Raw genomic sequence first — 15,310 nt, 5'->3', positions numbered from 1 at the left:
GCTGATGCACCTCATCACAGCCAGGCCCGTCCACCCGCTCAAGCAGGTGGCGGGCCTACTCATTTCGGGCCTCCGGCGTGACGGCGTTGGCCCTCGACCCCGCTCAATCGCCCCTTGTCCTTTTCCCTGCCCGGGCCACAATCGGGCCATGAACAGCACGCCCGTCCCCGAGCCGATCCCCCAGCCATCCTTCCCGCCGCGCCGGTCCTCGAAGCGGAAGAGCGGTGCGGAGCGGGCCGCCACGTCGCGTCACAACCGCGAGGCCCAAGGCCGCCCCGACAAGAGGACCTTCGACGGGGCGCTGGGCGACGCCGTCATCGAGGCGATGCGCGAGGCGGGTGTGAACGCAGGCGCGGCAGGCTTCACGCACCAGGCGGTCCAGGCCCTGCGCGACCACCCCGACCTGCGCAGGGTCATGGTCCGCGCCCTGGCGATCCTGAAGGCCAATCCCAAGCTCAAGGAGGACGGCATCACCGAGGTCCTCATGGCGCGGCTCGGGGCGGACATCCCAGACGATACGACCTCGCGCGATACCGCCGGACCCTGAATGATCCCCCGACCGGACCCACGTCCTGCCGGGGATCTCATGGCAACACCTCCCGCTCCACCGCTAGCGCCGACGCTGTATCAGAACCGGCTCTCGATCCAGCTCATCAACATGACGTCGTGGCAGAACCTGTACGGGAGTTATGGCCGCGTGCTGCCCCGGGCGCTGGCGTTCGCCCTGAACGGCGTCGCGTTCGCCGCCCGTGACATCGCCCGCGACGAGGCCAAGAGGGTCTTCGACCGCCCGGCGCCGTTCTCGAAGGCCGTCCGCCGGCAGATCGTGGACGCCGTCTCGCGCGCGCCGCTCCAAGGGCGTACGCAGCGACCAGCTCGTCGAGGCTTACGACGGCGAGCTCGGCAAGCGCTCGGCCTCGGAGATCGCGAAGGCCACGGCCAAGCGGATTGCCGAGCACTTCGACGGCATCCAGCTCGACCCAGTCCACGCCGTCGAGCACGCCGTCCCCTCCGCCCGCCCGGCTAACATGCGCAAGCGCGGCATGAGGCACGACAAGGCCCGCACCAAGCTCAGGGCCGGCGACATCGAGGACTGGGGGCTGCAGCGGCTCCTGGCCGTCGCCGCCGTCGGCCTGCGCAACCCCCGCATCACTTTCGATGACTGAGATTTCGTGACGCCACGCGCCAGCGTGTGACGGCGTGCGCGCACGCCTGCGCGATGTCTGTCCGACATGCATCCGACGTCTGCTCCACGTCGGTCCCACAGGGAAAGGCACAACAGGAAAGTGCAAGGGCTGCGTGGATTTCATGCATTTTTCTTTATGGGGTGCCGCCGGCCTGTAGGCGAGGAGCCCAGGATCCTGCCGTCGGATCCCCGAGGACCCCACGGCGCGCGCTTGGAAAAGTGTTACTCTTAATAGGAGTAACGTAGGGACGCCAAAGACCCGGGGAAAAGTTGGCCCGCACGCCGTTGCGCGGCCTCCCCGCACAAAGGCCAGGGGAAACTTAACCCTGGGCTAAGTCTTTGTTTGCAGCTGAAGTTTTCTTATGTCAGGCTCCGGTCAAGCTAGACTTGGAGGTCCACATGCAAGCCGCTCCCGTCGCCTTCGGCATCGCCGCCGCCCTGCACTCGACCATCGAGAACACGAAGGCCGAGCGGGCGGCCTGGCGGGCCGACATTCTGCAAGGGATCTCCGAGCAGCGCGCGGCCGACGCCGTCTGCCGCCTCGGCCATGCGCTCGCCGAAGCGCACCGCCGGGAGGCCGCGCTGCGACAAGAGCTCAAGGCCATGAAGCTCCGGGCTCTGGCCGCCGAGGGCAAGCTCGCCCGGGTCGTCGGCCAGCACTGAGCCCGGGCATCCCGGCAAAAGAAAAGGCCCGCCAGATCGGCGGGCCTTTCGCATTTCAGGGAAAGGATCAGGCGAAGCGGGGAGTCCGATAAAGCGGCTCAACGATCTCGACCTCGCAGTCCTTGCGGGCCTCCTCCACGTTGCGGCTCAGCATCGCGACAGCCTGCTCCAGCGACTGCCCGTACGCCGGGACGCCCGGGAGGTTGCGCTCGCAGTTGAGGTGCGCCTCGATCTCGTCGGGGCGGAACCGCGCCACGGCCGCCTTCTCGCCCGGCGTGAGGGCCAGGGCCCACGCGGCCACGGGCTCGGGCACGTCGGCGAGGTGCTCATTGACGCCCCGGGCCGACATGGCCACGGCGTAGCCGAGCGGGAAGCGGCGGACCATTCCGTCGTGCCCGGGCTTGCGCTTTGCCTGCTCGTCCGCGGCGAGGATCGCCTCCGCGGCGGCTTCGGCGTGGGTGACGGGGGCGTCGGCCGGGTCTACGACGGGCGGGGCGCCCATCACGCCGCGGACGAACTCCCAGGCTCCGTTGACGAGCTTCCAGGCGCCGGCGGACATGGCGGCGAGGACGGCGGCGATGATCTTTTTGAGGGTGCGCATTCTTGGGTCTCCGGTTGGTGGAGACACCATCGTTAAGTGGGCGTTAGCAAGCCACAACAGGTCCCGGTGCAATCTGTTCGTACGCATCGATCTCGTCGAGCGTGGCGGGCCTGAGCCACGCCTGGCGCGCCGTGGCTTTCGTGACGACGGCCCGGGCCCCGTTCTCCAGGACGTGCATGTCGCCGACGCTGAGTCCGTGCGGCCTGTCGAACGCAAACCGCTTCGGCTCGCCCCGCGCATTCAGCCCGGCCATCCTGGCCTGCCATGCGGTGTCTCTCATGCGCTTGCCCGCGGGGTCGACGAGATCGGCGACCTCGGCGTCGGGGATGCGCACCAGGTCGCCGCCGCGCGCCAGGAAATACCGCGCCACCTGCAGGCCGAGACGGGCGCGGTAGACGATGCCGTCAGTGACGTCGAGCTCAAAGATCCGGCGGACAAAGTGCGAGCCGGGCACCTGGCGCCCCCGCATCGGCACCAGGTCCTCCTCTCCGTACGGGCCGTACACGGCGGCCACTCGGTAGACGTCGTCAGCCCCGAAATCGAATTCTCTCAGCATGTGATCCTCCTCGCCCGAGGATAGCTTGAACGGTCCGGTAATCAAAATGACCGCACAGTAAATATGTCTTTGTCCAATGTGCTGCCGTCAACTTTAAGGGCTAAGCGCGTGATTTAATTGGTAAGTTATAATGAACGGTGCTCAATATACTTGAGTTAGTCATTGGTGTATCACACCAATGCGGATCGTCGTCCACTAGGATCTGGAAATATAAAACGAATCGGGTAGTTTGTACTTAACTAACGAGGCAAGAGGTCTTTCGATGCGAAGAGAGTGCAGGCTCACCAAGCCCGACCTGGAGCGGCACCTAGCGCAGGGGCGGCAGGCGGCGGAGATCGCCGCCGAGACGGGCTACACCGTCTACCAGATCCGGGCCGCTTACAGGCGCCACGGCCTGAGGCCGCCGTACCAAGGCCCTAACCCGCGCTGCTCCCGCCAGGAGTTCATCGCGCTCGTCACCGGCACGACCCTCACCCTGACCGAGATCGCCGAGAAGATCGGCGTCACACTCCCCGCCGTCTCGGTCCGGGCCCGCCGCCTAGGCCTGAAGACGTCCTTGAGCGACCGCGGAGGGATCGCCCGCGTCGCGCGCAAGATCACCGCCGAGGAGCTGCAAGCGGCCCTCGATGCGGGCATGCGGAACGTCGACATCGCGCAGGTCTACGGCATGTCCGGCGCCGCCATTGCCAACCGCAAGCGTGCCCTGCGCGAGCAGTCCCAGGGAGCCCTCTGATGCTCGACCTCAACGCCATCATCGACGGTCTGGCCCAGGCGCCCGGCGAGAATGCCCGGGACTTCATCTCCCGCCTGCGTGGGAAGATCCGGGAGATCTCGTCCGCGCTGCAGGCCCACGATCCGCACGCCGTGATGTTCGCCGAGGCCAGGTCCACGTCCGACCAGATTTTGGAGCGGGCCGCGGTCGACGCGGTGAGCGTCCTCGTCAGCGCGCTCGCCGCGTACATCCATGCCGTCCACGACGCCCAGCAAGCCGCGGCCCAGGGCCTCGTGCTGGAGGAGAAGCCTTGGGTCGCTCCCGAGGACCAAGACACGGCCAACCGGATCCTCGAAGAGATCGCGGCGCCTGAGCCGGTGCCCGCAGAGGCCCCGGCGCCCACGCCGGCTCGGGCTCGGCCTGCGCTGCGCCCTAACGTCCCGAACCCGCATCTGAACAGGCCCGCCAATGCCAATGCCGCCGCCGCCCCCGCGCTGCCCGAACACGATGGACATCGAGGAGGTCCTGGCGCGCCTGCAGCCGCTGCAGCTCCAGCTGCCGCTGGGCCGGGAGTTCCTCGGCAACATGCCGGCGTCCCGGCCGCGCAAGCTCCGGCGGCAGCGCCAGCCCCGCGGCAGGGCGGAGGCCTCGGCCACCTGAGGGGCCGCCCGCAGCCGCAGCAGGCGCCCAGGCCGGCCCGTCCTCCGCCGCAGCCCGATGTCCGCTGCAGGGAGATGCCTGACGGCACGTACATCACGCCGCACACGGCACGGATGCCCGACGGGCGGGTGTTGATGAGGCCACCCAAGGCAGCGCCCGAGGACGACCTCATTCCCTGGTAGTCCCCAACGAGTAAGCCCCGGCGCCGGGCGAGTGGCGCACCGACCACAACGACAACCGGAGCATCCTGTGAAGACCCCCGAGACCATCATCTCCAGCGTGATCAGCGATACGTTCCCCGACGCCAAGCGCGCTCCTGCCAGCCTCGTCCGCCTCATCATGGAAGGCCTCTACAACAGCGGCTACGAGATTCACTCCAAGCCCGCCGCCGAGCCGCCCTACGCCGCGAACGATGATATCTGCTCGGCCGACGAGACGGCCGTGATCCAGGGCGTCGTGAGCAAGACCATGGCCCGCGCCCGCCAGTTCAACGACGCCGCCGAGATGCTCCTGGATGCCCTGGAGTGCCTCGCCAGCGCGCAGTCGCAGCACACGAAGATCGTGACATTCCCGCTGCCGGCTGGCGAGAAGGCCGCCACCAGCCCAGAGGAGGCGTTCGTGAACGGCGCGGCGGGCGCCATCAGGGAGGCCTTCGAGGATATCAGCCGCTGCTTCAAGCCGGGCAGCAACTACACGCCGACTGCGAAGGACAGCGAGGTCCTGTGCAACACGCCCATCGGGGCCAACGGCTTCCCGCATGGCACCGTCCCGGTCGCGTCCCGTGAGAGGATCGTCATCACCATCAGCTACTCCCGCAACGGCTGGGGCCACCGCCAAGACGCCTGCTCGTTTCGGACGAGATCTGCACGCCGTGCTTCAACGACGTCATGGACCTCGCCGGGCCTGTCGCCAAGCTCATCGAGGAGCGCCGTCGGGCAATGCGCGATGGCAAGCCCATCGTGCGCACGGCCGAGAAGGGCGCCGCCCGTCCCGCTATCACCTGCAATTCGTGAGGCCTGACATGGCACGCTTGCGCCGCGAGAAGCGAGACTACTCGCACCTCTACCAGACGCCCGCTCCGGAGGTCCTAGAGAAGGCCATCCAGAATTGCTCGTTCAAGGGCGGCCCGCGCTGGGAGCACTACGTCAACAAGGACCTGATCACGCTGTTCGGGGAGCTCCAGACCGTCTCACTCACCGACGTGGTCGAGCGCTATCTCGACATGCTCGCGGCGACGCGCAACACCATGCGCGAGAAGCCGACGGCGTTCAATCATTCGCGTGCCGGCAACCTGATCGGATGGGGCCTTCGCCTGAGCCTGTTGGAGGAGGTCCTCGACGAGACCGGCGTGCGCGCTTGGCGCTTGGTCGAGCGTGAACTGAGATGGGACGTCCACAACGGCCGGGCTCGCCAGATCCGCGGCCTTCCCGACGGCGAGCAGGCGGCCATGGACCGCAAGCTGGCGACCGGGCGCAAGCGCGCCGAGACCGCCGCCCGCAAGTACGCGGCGAAGATCGCGCCGGAGCTCAAGTCGGACATCGACTTGATCCTCCGCTACGACCCGGAGGCCGTGCTCGACGACAAATTCTCAGAGTTCCTGAAGCCCTGGTTCACGCCGCCGCTGGCCGTCCACGCGGCGTACGGCGCGCTGCTCGAACTCCATCACGGCTGGCCGAAAGAGAAGCAGCAGCACTGGAAACGGGCCATCGCCCGTGAGCTCACCCCGGCGTACTTCCGGGGCGAGCATCGCCGCAAGACCCAGCGCGCAGAGGCCGAGGCCATGTCGGACGACGACGCGGCCGCCCTCGGCGACCTCATTTAACGTAAGGACAGAACATTAAGAACCAACAGATCTACGGCAGCTTGGCCTTTCAGGGGACGCGTTGGTGCAAGCACATCTATGTCCCCAAGCACGTGGTCGACGCCATCGAGCGCCGCGGTAACAAGGGTCGCATCGGCCTCGACGAGGATGCCTGGGACTTCGTCGAATGGACGCCCGTGCCGGAAGGGTGCGAGATCCATGGCATGATCCTGTCCCTTGGCGACAGCGCGCTCCCGCCGGCCGACGGCTTCCCGCCGGTCGAGATCTCCGGCTCCATCATCCCGGACCGCTCCACACCGCTGTTCGCGATCATCCCGGCGCCGAACACCCCGAAGCATTTGCGGGCGGTCAAGATCACCCGCGACGAGGCCTTGGCGCAGCATATGGCCCGCCAGTTCCGGGGCGAGGTTTTGAACGTCATGGACGTCGACGCGATCATGGCGCGCCAGCGGATCGCGCTCGCCCACGACAATGCGGACAAGGTCTTCCTCGACCCGGAGGATGCCCGGCCGCCCAGCATCGAGGAGATCAACCCGGACTTCGACCCGGCATCGTTCCAGCGGGCGATGACCGGCACGCCGCAGACCTACGGGCCGGGCGACGAGCCATTCTGAGCACGTGCGGCCAGGGGAGGATGTCTTCCCTGGCCCACAGTATTCTCGACTAGGGCTCGTAGTCGAGAGCGAGCGCCTCTTTCAGTATCGTCAGCAGCGTGCGCGGCGCTGGCCGATACACCGTCGTGAGCGAGATCGTCTCCGTGTGCAGGCCCGCACGGTCCGTAATGGACTGGCCGTCTGTCGTGAAGCGTGCCGTGATATGCCCGGGCTTCTGGTTCGCCATGACGGCCGCAAGTCGGATCTCCTCGGCGGCCAGCTCATTCGTCCACTTCGCGATCCGGGCCAGGTTGTCGGCGCTGAACGCCTCGGCCAGGGCCTCCAGCCGGTCGAGCTCGAAAGCCAGGGCGTCGCGCAGTTCCGACAGCTTCCGGAAGCCGGTGCTGATCTGCTTGGACTGCAGATCTTCCTCAGCGAGAGTCTTCAGGACCTGTTGCACGGAGGCATGGATCTCGTCCAGGCGGGTGGCCACCGGGACGCCGTTGGTAAAGAAAAGGGCCCCGCGGAGGGACCCGAGATCCTCTTCGATTGTCCGGTAGATCTGCCATGTCTCGCCGGCAGCCTTCGCGCGCTGGCGCTCCGCGTCGAACCGGTCGCCGAGGCGCTGCTTCCGGAGCTTCTCCGCGGCTTCGTCGCGTTCCTTCCGGGAGATGGTCAGACGCTCGTCGCGCCGGGCGAGGTTGACCATCGCAAGGGCCAGGTCCCGGAAATCGGCGCGCCATCGCCGCATCGTCCGGTCGTGGGTTTCCACCGCCGGATCGGCCTTGAGTTCCGTGAAGTGTTGGTGGATATGGGCGCGGGCCGCCATCAGGGCGCGGCGGCGGCGGATGAGGCTCTGTCGCTCGATGGCGGCCTCGAAGTCGAGCAGGTCTTTTTCGAATGCCACGCCGTGATGGTTGAGGGCGCAGTTACGTCCGACGAGGCGTCGACCGGACATATATTTGACGACGATGCCTTTGAAGTGATTGGGGTGCTTGCAGTAGACGCACCTGACCATCTCGCCTCGCCCGGCCATGTCGTACCGAAATTCGATCTCGGGATCCTCGTCAGATGGCGGAGGATCTTCGGTAATGCCGTCGAGGCTTTCGGGGTCGGAGGCGGTGAACTGGAATGAGAGGAGGGCCTCCTCCGTCATGTCACGCCAAGAGCGCTCGGCGCTCTGCTCGAAGAGTTGGTCGACCGGGGATGTACTCAAATACTAACCTTTCTAATGATTTATCCTCCCTCTGGTAGGCTTCGGAATTCGTGGCCACCGTATAACATATGCCCGAATCACCTGCAAAATATTGCCGAATGAAACCTGTGGATAACAGGATCATAACGAGAACATCCCTGTTGCTATCGAAGCCGGGGATCTTCAGCGACAAGCTGACGGTGCATCGCGGGGGTCTTCCGGGCGAAGGCTTGGAGCTCCTTCGTGAGCTCGCGCAGGGTAGCGATGCGCTCCGTCGGCTGGATCCCGATCCGGTTCCCGATGAAGTCCTGCATCGGGGCGAGATCCTGCGGCGCTGCCGCCAGGTGCTGCGCGATGACCTCCGCCCTGATGACGTCTTGGATCGCGGCCTTCATCGCCTGATCCTTGTCGAGTTGCTCACCTGTCATCACGTTCCAGGCCTGGGCGTAGCGCTTGGCCAACTTCGTGCCGCTCTGTCCGCGGATCGCGCGATGCAGGGGATTGTCCAAGGCGTTCGGATCAAGTTCGAGGCGGGCCGCGGTGTCCATGATGTAGCCGGCCAGGAACCCGGTCTCGCGGACGTGGTCCGCCAACGGTAGGGTGTTGCCGTCCCTGTCGGCGACCTCGTCTTGCATCCCCTCGATGTCCATGACCTCGTTGAGATGGTCGAAGAGGAGATCCTCCATGACGGCGATGCCGGCGTTGTGGGGCTCGGCGCGCCGCTGGGTGGCGTGGAAATCCAGGAACTGCTCGGCGGGGAGGGGCTTCCGTGTTCCGCGGAGCCAGCCGAGCAACCGTCCGAAAAGGCCGGGGCCATCCTTCATCTTGGTGCTCACCGGGCCTTAGTCCTTGATGACTTTCATGGCTTCTTGCATGCGCTTTGAATAGTACGCCTGCGCGGCCTTAGTCTTGTCCCGATGCGCTTGAGAGGACGCCTCCCATCCGTCGACAAGGCGCGAGATACGGGGCTTCGCCAGTTTCGGTACGGGGATGACTTCGGCGCAGCCTGCATCCCGATTGCGGGTGATCATGTAGACTTCTTTGCTCTGCAAGTTTACGGAGATCGTGGATACCCGACAGCGCACGTCGTCTTCCATCAAAACCTCTGTCCGATCCCACTTGATAATCTTCAGGTCGCCGCCCTCGACGTTGAGGCTGGCGGAGCCGTTGCCGCCATGGACGTAGCCCTCCGAGGTGAAGCAGCGGCTCATCGAGCGGTAGCAGTTGTACTGGCTGAAATTCACCGGGAAGGCGTGTGTCTCGCCCTCGATAACCCAGGTTCCGCCAAAGGACAGGAAGTCATCCTGCGCGTAGAGGTCCCGCTTGAAGGGCGCATAAGTCGGCAGCGCGACCTCGTTGACCACGTTCACCCGGCGGGAGATCTCCTCGAACTCGCCAGCTTTGATCACTCCATCCTGCCGTGCGCCGATGTCGCCCTGGAACTCACGGGCGGCCGCGTCGACATAGGAGGCGAATGGGTGCAGCGGCTTGTCGAACGCGTAGTAGAGCTTGGACAGCGCCACGGCCAAGACGGCTTCGAGCTGGTCGCGCCGGGTCTTCGGGTCCGTCTTCTGCAGAAATTCGATGAACGGCAGGCCGGCGACCTGCTCCTTCGGCAGGGCATTCAACTGCTGCGGAGTCATGCTGCGCCAGTTTGTCGGCGGGGCGGTCTGGGCAAGAGCTGATGTAGAGGCGAGGAAGGCAAGGGAGAGGATGATCGTGCGCATGGCCAAGATTGCCTAGATTTCGCCATCTATGGCAAGGCTGTAGTCGCCCAGCTCGGGTTGCCGACCCCGCCAAGGGTTCGCAGCATAGAAGGCGCACATCTTCTGATACGTCTCCATCACCCGGCGCCCGGCCTCCTTCCGCGTCGGCTCACGCCCGGAGGTCGCGTAGGGGTACCGCGGCCCCGGGAAGGTGGCGGTCACCGACCACGACCACATGCCGGCCTGGGGCCCATCCGGTTCCTGGTGAACGCCCCCGATGTAAGTGTCCCAGGGCCCGTCGCCCTCGCGCCCAGGCTTGTCCTCGTCGAAGCAGGTGAAACTCGTCTCCAGCCACGAGGCGTCCGGCCAAGCCTCGCTCGTTCGCATCCAGAAGATCGCCATGCCCAGGCATATAGAACGGATAGGGAACGTCTCAAATCGCTTACGGGTGTCTCAATCCACTTATCCAAGGCGGCCCGTGTCTCTGATCGCTTACGGTGCAAAACGATTACGGGCGCCGCAATTCGATTATGCGGCGCCCGTGAATTGACGATTCGATTACGCGGCCTCGTCCTCGTCGTCCCGGCCCTCCTGGTACGCCGGTGGCAGGGTGGCCATGCGGGCCAGGATCTCGGCCAGGCCGACGGGCCGGAAACCCCAGGCGTCGACGCCGACGTCCAGGCTCTGGCGGCAACCGGGCAGGGCGCCGTGCGAATGGCCATACAAGTGAAGGGCGCCGCGGCGCTGCCTGGGCCACACGCGCATCCCATAATGGAACAGCACCAGGTGCCGGCCGTCGACGGCGACCTCCGCGAAGTCGTGCTGGCTCTCCCAACCCAGCCTGACCCCGAGCTTCTCGTGGTTGCCGCGCACCAACCTCTTGCGCCCGTTGAGCCGGTTGAACACCGACCTGGCGTGCTCATAGCTGGTCTTGTAGGCGAAGTCGCCGAGGTGCCAGACCTCGTCGTCCTCGCCGACGACCGCGTTCCAGTTGGCGACCAGGGCCTCGTCGTGCTCCTGGATCGTGCGGAAGTGAGCGCCGCGCTGGCAGTGCATGTGCGGCGACAGGATCCCGGCATGGCCTATGTGGGTGTCTGCCGTGAACCACGTGGCCATGGGGCCCTCCTTTCCGAATTGAACCACAAAGGATGCCACACAGGATTCGCAGCTGCAATCAACAGGTTAGACTTATCCCTGGGCTCCCTGGAAACTGCGCCCATGGTAAACAAAATCGGCCTGTTTTCTTTACCATCGGGCCTCGGGATTCTTGACGGGATTCATGCGACTGCGCGAGTCTCGTGCGCATGACATACCACCTCATCGTCGAAGAAATCGACCTCGCACCGCTCTACGGCGCGATCCACGAAGCTGAAGATGCCGGACCCGACGAGCCGCTGCCGTTGGAGATCGCGCAGCACCTGCCCGAGTTCGGCGGGCGCATGACCGTGCCCATGCTCCGGGCCGCCATCGCCCGCGGCGACCTGCGCCCCGAGCGGCATGGCCGTCTCATCTACGTCACGAAGAACCTGATCGCCGAATGGAGAGAGCGTTGCCGCCCGAACCCAAGCCCAAGCGCGCCAGCAAGCGCAAGAAGCCCCGCACCCTCGGAAGCACAGGACGGGGCACGCCATACATCTGGCTCCGGGGCGAGCGCATCGGCACCGACGGCATCGAGCGCGGGGGCGTCTGGATCGTCATGCACAAAGGGGAGCAGATCTCCAGCACTGGCTGCGGCCCTGATGAAAGCGACAGAGCTCTCGAAGCGCTAGCCGAGTACAGAGCCTCGCTCCACAAGCCGCAGACACTTAAGAACCAGCCCGCGCACAAGGTCGCCATCGCCGACGTGATCTCGCGCTACCTCGACGCGAAGAAGGGCAAGGTCGCGAGGTTCGAGGAGGTCGCGCAGCGGGCCGTCGTGCTGCTGGAATGGTGGGGCGACCGCACCCTGTCGGACATCGACAGCGTGACCTGCGCGCAATACGTCGCGAGCCGCGTCGGCACGCCGTGGAAGTCGCACGCCCGCCTGGGCTCGGGCAAGGACGGCAAGCCCGCCCGCCGCGGCCACTCGCGCCCGGTCAAGGCCAGGGTCGTGACCGAGGGCGGCGCCAGGCGGGAGCTGGAGGACCTCCGGGCGGCGGTGAACCTGGCGATCTCCGACGGGCTCACGCGCGAGATGGTCAAGGTCACGTTGCCCGAGAAGTCCCAGGGCCGGGAGCGCTGGCTCACCAAGGCCGAGGCCGCCCGGCTGGTGCTGCACGCCTGGCGGAAGGTCGAGGTCCAGAAGGGGCACGAGACCGACAAGCTCTGCGCGAGGCACGTCGCACGCTTCATCCTGGTCGGACTGCGCACGGGCACCCGGTCGGGGGCGATCTGCTCGGCGTCGTTCATCCCCGAGATCGGCAAGCCGTGGGTCGAGCTCAAGGAGGAGGGCGGCCAGCGGGTGGCGATCTTCCACCGCAAGGCCCTGGGGAAGACCGAGGCCCGGAACAAGAAGTACCCGACGGTGCGGCTGCCGGACCGGCTCGTGGCGCACCTGTGGCGCTGGCACCATGTGCTCGGGCAGAGGTACGTGGTCGAGTGGCGGGGCAAGCCGGTCGGGACCACCCAGCGGGCGTTCTCGAACCTGGTGCACGAGCTCGGCCTGGGGGACGACGTGGTGCGCCACACCCTCCGGCACACGGCCGCCACGTGGGGCATGCAGGAAGGCGTCGACGTCTGGGAGCTCGCCGGCTACCTCGGGATGTCGGTCGAGGTCCTGGAGCGGCGCTACGGCCACCACAGCCCGGCCCACATGGAAGGGGCGAGGGCGGCCATGGACGGGCGCGGGCGAAAGCGAAGGACGGGGTGATCAAACCTTCGATCTTTGAAGGATTGTTTGGTCGAATCTTTGGTCGGGAAAAACTTGGCCGGGGCGGGCGACCATTCAAACCGTTACGGATCAAGGGTTTGAATGGTCGGAGTGGCAGGATTTGAACCTGCGACCCCCACGTCCCGAACGTGGTGCGCTACCAGACTGCGCTACACTCCGACACCGAGAAATTCCCGGGAGGCCGGTCTTATAGCGGCGAGGGGGGAGCGCCGCAAGGGGAGATTTGCGCCTTTCCTGTCCGGATCGGGCTATCCGCAAAACGCTGTTGCCAGCCGCGTTTGGGCCGACTATGTACACGCCACACCTATTGGGGCGTCGCCAAGCGGTAAGGCAGCGGTTTTTGGTACCGCCATTCCCAGGTTCGAATCCTGGCGCCCCAGCCATCCCATGCTAAGTTCCTGAAACCGAAAGCTTTTCTCCCGATTTTGGGCGAGGCGCTCCGCACTGCTGCACATCCCTGTCACACATGGGTGTTACACATGCCGGTCGGTTCTCATCTTATGCGTCGCGGTGCGGTATATTGCTGGCGGCGCCGGCTTCCGGCTTGCGGCGCGAACGGACGGCGGGTCCTGCAGATCAGCCTGCAGTCGACCCGTTGGACCGAGGCGCGCCGGATCGGAGCAGAGCTGACCGCGATGAGCGAAGTCGTGTTCGACGAGATGCGGCGCGGCCGCCTGACCGCTGACGAGGCGAGGGCGATCCTCGTCGCTGTTGCCCGCCGCCATGCCGCGAAGCTCGAGCTCGTCGCCACGGCAGACCGGGCGCTCGATGCCCCTGAGCCGATGAGCGGAGAGCATGCGGACCGGATTAGCGGCGCGGTCTATCGCCTTCTCGCGGAGTGTGGACGGGTCGCTGATGGCCCCCTCGATGCCGACTGGCTGCGCTCCTGCGGCCTCGACCCTTCCGAGGCGGGTGAGGTCAAGACCATTCTGGATCTCTATCGCCGGCAGGGCGTCGTTCCCCCAAAGTCTGTGCGCCTGCAGGGTTTGATCGCGGAGCATGCTCCCAACGTCGACCCGACCGCCATGGCCCTCGCTCAGACCGAAAACGCGTTCTATCGTGGTATGGCGGCCGCCCTGTTCCATTCCGCCGCGAAATGGGGTGCGGGGTTTCCCGAGGATGTCGCAACGGCTTTCGGTACCGAGCCAGCAGCGCCGGCGCCACTCCCGACAGCCGTTCCCGATCAAGTCTCGCCGCTTCCGAAAGCGGCCTTCAGCCGCTAACGCCGAGCCGGAGCAGAAAGCTGCCGTGCAGGCCAGCATCGCTGACCTGGCCGACAAGTTGTGTGCGACCAAGCTCCAGCTCAGGGAGTGGACCGACAAAACCTGTCGCCAGATGCGCCAGACCGCCGGTCTGCTGGTGAAGGTCGTTGGGCACGACGACCTGACCCGGCTCAAGCAGGCCGATGTGGCAGCCTACGTGGATACCCTTCTGGCCATGCCGAAGAGCTACGGAAAGTCGTCCCGTGACGCGAGCCGCCCGCTCAAGGAGCTGCTCGCGGCGGCGAAGACGCTGCCCGAGGGGCAGCGCGGCCTTGAGGGCCCCACCATCAATCGGCACCTGACGCATCTGGGCAACCTGATCGACTTCGCATCCGGTCGGGGACTCCGGCCTGCGGAGGCGCTCAACCTGACGACCCTGCGGGCCCGAAAGAAGGGGCGAGACCGCGACGACCGGGCGGCGTTCACGGCGGCTGATCTGACGACAGTCTTTGACCTGCCGGTCTGGCGCGGCTGCCGCGGGGAGGGGGCAAGGCTTGAGCCGGGGACGGTGGTCGTGCACGATGGGCTCTACTGGGCTCCCCTGATCGCCACCTACTCGCTGATGCGCCGGGAGGAGATCTGCGGGCTCATGGTTGCGGACGTCCACTTCGAGGGTGCGATTCCGTATTTCGAGGTGCGTCCGAACAAGTACCGCCGCCTCAAGAACACCCAGTCGAAGCGCAAGCTCCCGATTCATCCCGAGCTCTTGCGCCTCGGCCTGCGCGACTACATCGAGGCCGTCCACCGGCTCGGTTACGACCTCCTGTTCCCGGACCTGCTCCCCGCGAGCGGAACCGCTCCTCTGGGAGACCAGCTCCACGACGATTGGGCGCCGGCGCTTGCAAGGGCTCTTCCTGATGCGAGCGGGCAGGGGAAGACGTTTCACTCGATCCGTCATTTCGGGAACGACGCCCTGATCGATGCGAAGGTTATGATCGAATGGCGTCAGGACATCATGGGCCATGGCGGCGTCAGTGAGACGGACGAGCGCTACCGGGACGAGACGCGGCTCGCGCGCAAACTAAATGCACTCCGTAAGCTTCCGATCATGACCGCGGCTCTTCAGCCGGGCCAGATCACACTACGGGAGATTGTTGCGAAGAAGATCGGCAGGCGATCCCGACGCCGGTACGCCGATGCGAACGTAGTAAGACGCTCTGACTTTTAATCAGAGGGTCCTGGGTTCGAGTCCCAGCGCGCTCACCACCTTAAACCCTTAACCGGCAAGGGTTTTAAAACTTTCCTGTATCTGCGGCTCCACGCCCCTATTTCCTTCGGGTAACGCCACGGGTAACAGCAGACGAACTTCGTACAATCCGCGGCAATCTCGCCTCAAGTCGCGATGGGCCGACGAACGTCTGCAATGTGGGGACGAGTTGACCTTCACACAGACATGCTTATGGGCCGGTTTTGACCCGAAGCAGCCCTTCAACGTCGAAAATTCGGCCGGCTCCTAGTGGCTGACGTGACTCAAAACCAAGGCCC

The 15,310-nt window shown here is 65.8% G+C and carries 19 protein-coding genes and 2 tRNA genes; 12 read left to right on the top strand and 9 right to left on the bottom strand.

Annotation, left to right across the window (positions count from 1 at the left end):
- Positions 1–148 precede the first annotated feature (148 nt).
- From JQC81_RS03910 to JQC81_RS03900, 3 genes are all read left to right on the top strand, one after another.
- The gene (locus JQC81_RS03910; RefSeq protein WP_203270416.1) at positions 149–547 is read left to right on the top strand and encodes a hypothetical protein; all 399 of its coding nucleotides are present in this window, start codon (positions 149–151) and stop codon (positions 545–547) included.
- Positions 548–749: 202 nt separating this feature from the next.
- The gene (locus JQC81_RS03905) at positions 750–1,166 is read left to right on the top strand and encodes a hypothetical protein (RefSeq protein WP_203270415.1); all 417 of its coding nucleotides are present in this window, start codon (positions 750–752) and stop codon (positions 1,164–1,166) included.
- Positions 1,167–1,585: 419 nt separating this feature from the next.
- Positions 1,586–1,849 (top strand): hypothetical protein, encoded by a 264-nt coding sequence (locus tag JQC81_RS03900; protein ID WP_203270414.1) that lies wholly within the window; start codon positions 1,586–1,588, stop codon positions 1,847–1,849.
- A 67-nt stretch (positions 1,850–1,916) separates the two neighbouring features.
- Here JQC81_RS03900 and JQC81_RS03895 read toward each other — a convergent pair whose 3' ends face one another.
- Both JQC81_RS03895 and JQC81_RS03890 read right to left on the bottom strand, forming a co-directional pair.
- On the bottom strand, positions 1,917–2,450 hold the full coding sequence (locus tag JQC81_RS03895) for a hypothetical protein (RefSeq protein WP_203270413.1): 534 nt from the start codon (positions 2,448–2,450) through the stop codon (positions 1,917–1,919).
- Positions 2,451–2,493: 43 nt separating this feature from the next.
- Complete coding sequence (locus tag JQC81_RS03890) at positions 2,494–3,006, bottom strand: hypothetical protein (protein WP_203270412.1); 513 nt, start codon at positions 3,004–3,006, stop codon at positions 2,494–2,496.
- A gap of 262 nt (positions 3,007–3,268) precedes the next feature.
- On the opposite strand from JQC81_RS03890, the gene JQC81_RS03885 reads away from it, so the two are divergent.
- The 5 genes from JQC81_RS03885 to JQC81_RS03865 all read left to right on the top strand — a co-directional run bounded on the left by JQC81_RS03885 (position 3,269) and on the right by JQC81_RS03865 (position 6,814).
- The gene (locus JQC81_RS03885; RefSeq protein WP_203270411.1) at positions 3,269–3,739 is read left to right on the top strand and encodes a hypothetical protein; all 471 of its coding nucleotides are present in this window, start codon (positions 3,269–3,271) and stop codon (positions 3,737–3,739) included.
- Positions 3,739–4,560, top strand: a complete 822-nt coding sequence (locus JQC81_RS03880) for a hypothetical protein (RefSeq protein WP_203270410.1) — start codon at positions 3,739–3,741, stop codon at positions 4,558–4,560. The genes JQC81_RS03885 and JQC81_RS03880 overlap by 1 nt, the downstream gene beginning before the upstream one ends.
- A gap of 67 nt (positions 4,561–4,627) precedes the next feature.
- Positions 4,628–5,398: a hypothetical protein gene (locus JQC81_RS03875; RefSeq protein WP_203270409.1), complete on the top strand. Its 771-nt coding sequence runs from the start codon at positions 4,628–4,630 to the stop codon at positions 5,396–5,398.
- Between the two features lies 1 nt (position 5,399).
- Positions 5,400–6,200, top strand: coding sequence for a hypothetical protein (locus JQC81_RS03870; RefSeq protein ID WP_203270408.1), 801 nt, complete (start codon positions 5,400–5,402; stop codon positions 6,198–6,200).
- A 41-nt stretch (positions 6,201–6,241) separates the two neighbouring features.
- The gene (locus tag JQC81_RS03865; protein ID WP_203270407.1) at positions 6,242–6,814 is read left to right on the top strand and encodes a hypothetical protein; all 573 of its coding nucleotides are present in this window, start codon (positions 6,242–6,244) and stop codon (positions 6,812–6,814) included.
- A gap of 49 nt (positions 6,815–6,863) precedes the next feature.
- On the opposite strand, the gene JQC81_RS03860 is transcribed toward JQC81_RS03865, so the two are convergent.
- The 6 genes from JQC81_RS03860 to JQC81_RS03835 all read right to left on the bottom strand — a co-directional run bounded on the left by JQC81_RS03860 (position 6,864) and on the right by JQC81_RS03835 (position 11,193).
- Positions 6,864–8,009 (bottom strand): hypothetical protein, encoded by a 1,146-nt coding sequence (locus tag JQC81_RS03860; protein ID WP_203270406.1) that lies wholly within the window; start codon positions 8,007–8,009, stop codon positions 6,864–6,866.
- A gap of 143 nt (positions 8,010–8,152) precedes the next feature.
- Positions 8,153–8,824: a hypothetical protein gene (locus JQC81_RS03855; RefSeq protein WP_203270405.1), complete on the bottom strand. Its 672-nt coding sequence runs from the start codon at positions 8,822–8,824 to the stop codon at positions 8,153–8,155.
- Between the two features lie 6 nt (positions 8,825–8,830).
- A complete protein-coding gene (locus JQC81_RS03850) occupies positions 8,831–9,715 on the bottom strand; it encodes a hypothetical protein (RefSeq protein ID WP_203270404.1) in 885 nt (294 codons plus the stop codon).
- A 12-nt stretch (positions 9,716–9,727) separates the two neighbouring features.
- Positions 9,728–10,096, bottom strand: a complete 369-nt coding sequence (locus JQC81_RS03845) for a hypothetical protein (RefSeq protein WP_203270403.1) — start codon at positions 10,094–10,096, stop codon at positions 9,728–9,730.
- Positions 10,097–10,252: 156 nt separating this feature from the next.
- Positions 10,253–10,810, bottom strand: coding sequence for a metallophosphoesterase family protein (locus tag JQC81_RS03840; protein WP_203270402.1), 558 nt, complete (start codon positions 10,808–10,810; stop codon positions 10,253–10,255).
- Between the two features lie 161 nt (positions 10,811–10,971).
- On the bottom strand, positions 10,972–11,193 hold the full coding sequence (locus tag JQC81_RS03835; protein ID WP_203270401.1) for a hypothetical protein: 222 nt from the start codon (positions 11,191–11,193) through the stop codon (positions 10,972–10,974).
- Between the two features lie 50 nt (positions 11,194–11,243).
- Between JQC81_RS03835 and JQC81_RS03830 the strand changes: the two genes are divergently transcribed.
- The gene (locus tag JQC81_RS03830) at positions 11,244–12,542 is read left to right on the top strand and encodes a site-specific integrase (protein WP_203270400.1); all 1,299 of its coding nucleotides are present in this window, start codon (positions 11,244–11,246) and stop codon (positions 12,540–12,542) included.
- 103 nt (positions 12,543–12,645) lie between these two features.
- Here the strand turns inward: JQC81_RS03830 and JQC81_RS03825 are convergent.
- Positions 12,646–12,722: transfer RNA gene (locus JQC81_RS03825), tRNA-Pro, on the bottom strand.
- A gap of 149 nt (positions 12,723–12,871) precedes the next feature.
- Between JQC81_RS03825 and JQC81_RS03820 the strand changes: the two genes are divergently transcribed.
- From JQC81_RS03820 to JQC81_RS33750, 3 genes are all read left to right on the top strand, one after another.
- Positions 12,872–12,946 (top strand) — tRNA-Gln (locus JQC81_RS03820).
- Between the two features lie 96 nt (positions 12,947–13,042).
- A complete protein-coding gene (locus JQC81_RS03815) occupies positions 13,043–13,786 on the top strand; it encodes a DUF6538 domain-containing protein (protein WP_203270399.1) in 744 nt (247 codons plus the stop codon).
- A gap of 25 nt (positions 13,787–13,811) precedes the next feature.
- Entirely contained in the window at positions 13,812–14,993 is a 1,182-nt protein-coding gene (locus JQC81_RS33750; protein ID WP_203270398.1) for a site-specific integrase, read from the top strand.
- Positions 14,994–15,310 lie beyond the last annotated feature (317 nt).

Source organism: Microvirga arabica (genome assembly GCF_016811235.1).
GTDB classification, from domain to species: domain Bacteria; phylum Pseudomonadota; class Alphaproteobacteria; order Rhizobiales; family Beijerinckiaceae; genus Microvirga; species Microvirga arabica.
The sequence above is the reverse complement of the archived record's forward strand: the minus strand, read 5'-3'. Positions and strand labels throughout refer to the sequence as shown.

Bases quoted from the DNA above. Each gene is read 5' to 3' on its own strand.
- JQC81_RS03890 (WP_203270412.1), bottom strand. From the start codon at position 3,006: ATGCTGAGAGAATTCGATTTCGGGGCTGACGACGTCTACCGAGTGGCC.
- JQC81_RS03870 (WP_203270408.1), top strand. From the start codon at position 5,400: ATGGCACGCTTGCGCCGCGAGAAGCGAGACTACTCGCACCTCTACCAG.
- JQC81_RS03885 (WP_203270411.1), top strand. From the start codon at position 3,269: ATGCGAAGAGAGTGCAGGCTCACCAAGCCCGACCTGGAGCGGCACCTA.
- JQC81_RS03835 (WP_203270401.1), bottom strand. From the start codon at position 11,193: ATGCCGCTCGGGGCGCAGGTCGCCGCGGGCGATGGCGGCCCGGAGCAT.
- JQC81_RS03910 (WP_203270416.1), top strand. From the start codon at position 149: ATGAACAGCACGCCCGTCCCCGAGCCGATCCCCCAGCCATCCTTCCCG.
- JQC81_RS03895 (WP_203270413.1), bottom strand. From the start codon at position 2,450: ATGCGCACCCTCAAAAAGATCATCGCCGCCGTCCTCGCCGCCATGTCC.
- JQC81_RS03845 (WP_203270403.1), bottom strand. From the start codon at position 10,096: ATGGCGATCTTCTGGATGCGAACGAGCGAGGCTTGGCCGGACGCCTCG.
- JQC81_RS03850 (WP_203270404.1), bottom strand. From the start codon at position 9,715: ATGCGCACGATCATCCTCTCCCTTGCCTTCCTCGCCTCTACATCAGCT.
- JQC81_RS03880 (WP_203270410.1), top strand. From the start codon at position 3,739: ATGCTCGACCTCAACGCCATCATCGACGGTCTGGCCCAGGCGCCCGGC.
- JQC81_RS03815 (WP_203270399.1), top strand. From the start codon at position 13,043: ATGCCGGTCGGTTCTCATCTTATGCGTCGCGGTGCGGTATATTGCTGG.
- JQC81_RS03840 (WP_203270402.1), bottom strand. From the start codon at position 10,810: ATGGCCACGTGGTTCACGGCAGACACCCACATAGGCCATGCCGGGATC.
- JQC81_RS03900 (WP_203270414.1), top strand. From the start codon at position 1,586: ATGCAAGCCGCTCCCGTCGCCTTCGGCATCGCCGCCGCCCTGCACTCG.